5 protein-coding genes are annotated in these 5,492 nt (G+C 59.3%); 3 read left to right on the top strand and 2 right to left on the bottom strand.

Translation table 11 applies throughout. The features are described from left to right. Window positions 1–516 (bottom strand): twin-arginine translocation signal domain-containing protein (locus VKV18_RS00880; RefSeq protein ID WP_324202343.1); only part of this gene is annotated, 516 nt, incomplete at its 3' end. A 307-nt stretch (window positions 517–823) separates the two neighbouring features. On the opposite strand from VKV18_RS00880, the gene mutS reads away from it, so the two are divergent. From mutS to VKV18_RS00865, 3 genes are all read left to right on the top strand, one after another. Beyond that, window positions 824–3,469, top strand: coding sequence for a DNA mismatch repair protein MutS (gene mutS, locus VKV18_RS00875; RefSeq protein WP_345786388.1), 2,646 nt, complete (start codon window positions 824–826; stop codon window positions 3,467–3,469). Window positions 3,470–3,505: 36 nt separating this feature from the next. Further along, window positions 3,506–4,066 carry a sigma-70 family RNA polymerase sigma factor gene (locus VKV18_RS00870; protein ID WP_324202341.1) on the top strand — a complete coding sequence of 187 codons (561 nt, stop codon included), beginning with the start codon at window positions 3,506–3,508 and terminating at the stop codon, window positions 4,064–4,066. Between the two features lie 83 nt (window positions 4,067–4,149). Next, complete coding sequence (locus tag VKV18_RS00865; protein ID WP_324202340.1) at window positions 4,150–4,956, top strand: anti-sigma factor family protein; 807 nt, start codon at window positions 4,150–4,152, stop codon at window positions 4,954–4,956. A gap of 7 nt (window positions 4,957–4,963) precedes the next feature. Here the strand turns inward: VKV18_RS00865 and VKV18_RS00860 are convergent. Next, a partial coding sequence (locus VKV18_RS00860; protein ID WP_324202339.1) for a Gfo/Idh/MocA family protein occupies window positions 4,964–5,492 on the bottom strand: 529 nt, incomplete at its 5' end.

The raw sequence follows: 5,492 nt of genomic DNA, 5'->3' as shown, positions 1-5,492 counted from the left end.
CCAGCCAAAGTGGGCACGGAAAATATCGTAGTACTTTAGCCCATTCTGCTCGAGCGACGAAACCACCTGGTTGTAGGCTCGGTCGTAGTCGTCGGGATGATCGGGGGTATTGTCTACGGTGATGTCGCAATAGAACGACTCACGTGGCAGCCTCTTAATGACATCGGGGATGTTCTGCCCCCAGTAGCCCGCTTTGTGAATGAAGTTGATGCCTAAGGCGAGCGCCGGGGCAAAAAGCTCTGGGTTCCAGTCGTAGCAGATACAGACGGGGGTCACCATCATGTGGCCGAGTCGGGTGCCGAAGGGGCGTTTCGGCAGCTTGCCGAAGGCGGCTACAATGGCCTCTGCAGCCTCGGCGCGCTGGCTGCGGGTGAGGGAGATGCCGGAGAGCGTGGCCGAAATGAGGCCAGGGCCGGCAGCGGTTGCAACCGTGAGAGCGCGCATGAACTCACGTCGCGTTAGCGGTCTTTCCTTGCTCTTCTCACGAAGATGGGAAAGCAGTTCCGGATCCTGCATAATCGTTCCTCCTTGTTCAATCCTCTTGCGGGGTTCCGATTCGGAACGGAGACCTCCGGCAAGTGCGAGAGAAGCGTTGGTTAAAGCAGCTCGATTAGGATAATAGCACCCTTATGCCTTATAGAAAAAGTGCTCCAAAACCGATCACACTATCATTGTAACGCACCTGCATCCGATTGTCAAGTTTTTGAAAGCCTATTCATCGGCAAAAGCCTGCATCCGCGCTCCTACCTTGACGTTTTCCTTGCGAATAAGTAGAATACGCAACATGTCGGACTCAAATGCTTTGCCTGCTTCGGAAAAAGCGATGGGGGAACCGTTCCCGTCGAACTACGCAGGACGCACGCCGCTGTTAAAACAGTATTTTGCTACCCGTAACGAGCGCCCGGGCGTCATTTTGCTGATGCGTGTGGGCGACTTCTTCGAGGCCTACGGAGAGGACGCAGAGACCGTTGCGCGTGAGCTGCAGATCGCCCTCACCGGCCGTGATGACGGGGGCGTACGGGTGCCCATGGCCGGCGTGCCCTATCATGCGGTGGAACGCTACATCGCTCGGCTCATTGCGCGCGGCTATCGTGTGGCTCTCATGGATCAGATAGAAGACCCCCGATTTGCCAAAGGGCTGGTGAAACGCAAGGTCACGCGCGTGGTTACCCCCGGCACCGTGCTTGAAGACGCCATGCTCGATTCGCGCAGCAACAACTACCTTGTGGCGGCCGTCATCGGCGACCCGGTGGCCGGGGTGGGCGTGGTGGATGTCTCTACGGGTGAGTTTCTTACCACCGAGATCGAAGGAGAGCGCCGCAAAGAGCGGCTTCTTGAGGAGATCGCGCGTCTTGAGCCGGCGGAGATTTTGGTGCCGGAGGGGGTGGATGCGGAGCTGATCGAGGCCATTAAGGCCACCTGCACCGGTTCGGTGACCGTTGTGCCGTCCTCCGAAGGAACGCAGCGCTCCACCGGCGCGGACAGTCGGCGCCTGTTGTTGGCCCATTTTCAAACCCAGTCGCTGCGCGGTTTCGGCTGCGAGGAGTATACTGCGGGCATAGATGCCTGCGCGCTTATTTTGCGCTACCTTCGCCAAACCCAGATGGGGGCACTGGCGCACATTCGCAGCCTCGCCACCTACTCCACCGAGGAGTTTATGACGTTAGACTCGGCAGCACGGCGTCATCTTGAGCTTACCGCGCCCATGGGCGAGGGTGGCAAGCAGCGCACGTTGCTGGGCGTTCTGGACGAGACCCTCACCCCCATGGGGGGACGCCTGCTGAAACGGTGGATCGAGGAGCCGCTGCTGGATGTGGGGCGCATTCAACGGCGCCAAGAGGCCGTGGAGGAGCTGGCGCGTGACCCCATTCGCCGAGGAGACCTGCGCGACCTTCTGAGAGGGATGGGCGACATCGAGCGCCTTGTAAGCCGTGCTGCGGCCGGGCTGGCCAATGCCCGCGACCTGGTGGCCTTGCGCAACGCGCTGCTTCGGCTGCCGAACATCGCCACCACGCTCGCCGGTGCGCGCAGTGAGAAACTGCGCGATCTGGCCTCGCGCCTCGCTTGCCCGCTCGACATCGTGGAGCGGATCGGCCGCGCTATTCAAGACGACCCCCCGGCCGGCCTGCGCGAGGGAGGGCTTATTCGCCCCGGCTATCATGCGGAGCTGGATAAACTACGCTCCGTCTCCGCCGATGCGAAAGCCTATATCGCCAACTTAGAGGCCACCGAGCGGGAACGCACCGGCATCGCTTCGCTGAAAGTCGGCTACAACGCCGTATTCGGCTACTACATCGAGGTGACCAAGGCCAACCTCTCCAAAGTGCCCAGCAACTACCTCCGCAAGCAGACCACGGCGAATGCCGAGCGCTACATCACCCCTGAACTCAAAGAGTACGAGGCGCTTGTGTTGGGGGCCGACGAAAAGGCGATAGAGCTGGAGTACGAGCTGTTTCTAGGGGTGCGGGAGCGGGTTGGAGAGGCGGCTCCCGAAGTGCTGGCCGTGGCGCGCGCGGTGGCCGAGCTGGATGTACTGGCAAGTTTTGCCGAAACGGCCGTGCGCCACCGTTATGTGCGCCCGGAGGTGCATGATGGGGACTCGATCCATATTCTCGGCGGACGCCATCCCGTAATAGAGCGCATCGGCCTTGGAGGCGACTACATCCCCAACGATTGCCACCTCGACGAGGAGAACCGGCTGCTTATCATTACAGGCCCCAACATGAGCGGCAAATCCTCTTACCTTCGCCAAACCGCCCTGATCGTTCTTCTGGCTCAAATCGGCAGCTTTGTGCCCGCCGATTCGGCCTCCATCGGCATCGTAGACCGCATCTTTACCCGCGTGGGCGCACACGATGAGCTTGCCAGCGGCCAATCCACCTTCATGGTAGAGATGAGCGAGACGGCCAACATCTTGAACAACGCCACCGCCCGCAGCCTCGTGATCCTCGATGAGATAGGGCGCGGCACCAGCACCTACGACGGTCTCTCTATCGCGTGGGCGGTAGCCGAATATCTTGTGCAGATCGGGTGCAAAACGCTTTTTGCCACCCACTACCATCATCTTAACGAGTTGGCCAATCGTTACCCGGTGGTGAAGAACTTTCGGGTGGCCGTTCGGGAACAAGGGGAGCATATTATTTGGTTAAGAAAATTAGTACCGGGTGGAACCGATAAGAGCTACGGCATTCAAGTAGCCCGCATGGCCGGTGTGCCTCTGGAGGTGGTGGAGCGGGCAAAAGAGATACTCAAAAGCCTCGAAAAGGGGAGTGCCGGGGTCACGCGCGATATTGTGGATAGCGGACAACAGGTTCCAGAACGCAAACAGAAATTGCAGCTCACTCTGTTTGAACCGGAAACGCATCCTATTCTTGAGGAGTTGGAGGCGCTTGACATCACCACCATGACCCCGATGGAGGCGCTGATGAAGATAGAGGCGTGGCGTCGCCAGCTGAAGCAGGGGAAATAGGCTTGCGTGAGGCCGATAGCAGGAACGCAATAGGGAATGGACCTTTTTAGCAAAAGCCGAAGCCGTCGTTTCGAACAGTTGGCCAAGCCGCTGTTTAAGCCACTCTATCAGGCGGCTCTTAGAATGACCCGCAACCGAGAATGGGCGGAAGATATAACCCAAGAAACGCTGATTCGAGCCTACGAACGCTTCGATCAGTTTCAAGAGGGAACCAATTTTCGTGCGTGGTTGTTTACTATTCTGACAAGAGTTTATATTAACGATTATGAGCGCGGCAAGCGAAGGCCGCTCACCACCTCTTTCGATTCGGGAGTGGAGGGCAGCACATGGGATTTTCCCGCACCGCCTCAGAGCGACCCGGCCGTCCTCCTCACGGAGAACCTTTTGGACGAAAAGCTTCAAAAGGCGCTGGATAGCTTGCCGGAAGAGTACCGAACGGCGGTGCTGCTGGTAGATGTGGAGGAGTTGAGCTATCAGGAGACGGCGGATGCCCTGAACATTCCCGTGGGAACGGTGCGTTCGCGTGTGTCGCGAGGACGGGCGTTGCTGCGCCAGATGCTTACCGGCACGGAGCCAACGGCGCGAAAGCCATCGTAAGTTATAAAATATTAGAAGAAAGCGCGCACTATTACGTAGCTAATTAAAAGACCATGAGTCACAACGAGAATGAGGCCGAGGCGATGAAAGGTTCGTGCGAGGAAATGCACGACCTCCTCGCTGCCTATGTGGATGGGGAGTTACCGGAAGACCTCCATGAGCAGGTGAAAAAGCACCTAGAGGCCTGCTCCTTCTGTCGTGAGGAGTCAAAAGGCTTTGCCGAGATACGTCAACAACTGCGTGCTCTTCGTGTGCATCAACGCTACATCGAGCCGGCTCCTCATGTGTGGCGGGAAGCCCAACGTGTCTGGAGACGCCGAGAACGTCTCGAGCGCGCGCGTTTTGCATGGCGGCCGGCCTTGGCCTTCTCCATGTTGCTGCTTGCCATTTTTAGTTTTGTTTGGGCACGCCTCAACAGCCCCGACATCTTCCCCGTACGCGCCGCCCTGCAGGACTTTGAACAGGTGGAGCACCAGGTGGTTCAACCGGCCTTTGCGCAGTCCAACCCCGATCGCGCTGCGGTTTGGTTGCGCGATCGCCTTCATGCGAACATTCCCCCCATTAACCTTTCGCTCTCTCGTGGTGGACTGTTGGGGGCCGATGTTGTCTCCCTCGACGGTGTGGCCGCCGCTCGCCTGCTCTATCGCACCCCGCACGGGCTGGTGGGCATCTACATTGTGCCCCGTCACGGACGATTCGGCTCCTCGCTCAGCCCCTTGGCGTTAGGACGGAAGCGGTTTTATACCCTCATGCCCTCAAAAGGCCCTGTGCTTTACGCCTGGTCGCGCGAGGGCACCGGCTATGCCCTGCTTGTCGATGGGCATAGCGTCCCGCGCGACACACTGCTCGATGCCGCGCAGGCCACCGATCCGCCTGGCTCGGCCCCCTAAGCAAAGGCTAAAACGTCACCGCGACGCGCTGCCCCTTGGTGGCCGACTCGATGGCCGCAAACACCATGGCAAGGCTCTTGATGTTGTCGTGGCACTCGCCCATAGGGGGCAAGCCGGTTTCGAGGGCGCGCAGAAAATCCCTTAACGAGCCTGCGATGCCCCCCGGTTCCGGCTCGATGGGTACGGTGCGTTCTTCGGTTTTGGAGAAAAAGCCATTCGGCTGAACCACCACCTCCGCCACTATTTGGTCGTGACCGTTCCAGGTCGCGGTGCCCTTTGGCCCCACAGCGCGCCATTCCGCCTCCCACGAGGTCATTCGGCCCTCGGCGCACCAAGAGCCTCGATAGGTGTAGCGCAACCCCCCGGTCATCTCAAAGCAGGCGTTGGCGCAGGCGGCCCCACGGTACCAACTCCAAGAAGGGTTGAACTCCTCACAATACACCGAAACCGGGTCGGCTCCGCTGAGATGGCGAGCCGCATCGAAAGTGTGGATGGCCATGTCGAGCAGCAGCACATGGTCCATCTCGTCACGAAAG

It is taken from the genome of Chthonomonas sp., from assembly GCF_035294505.1.
Lineage (GTDB): Bacteria > Armatimonadota > Chthonomonadetes > Chthonomonadales > Chthonomonadaceae > Chthonomonas.
Note: the sequence above shows the minus strand (reverse complement) of the source record. Positions and strands in the feature narration are given on the sequence as shown.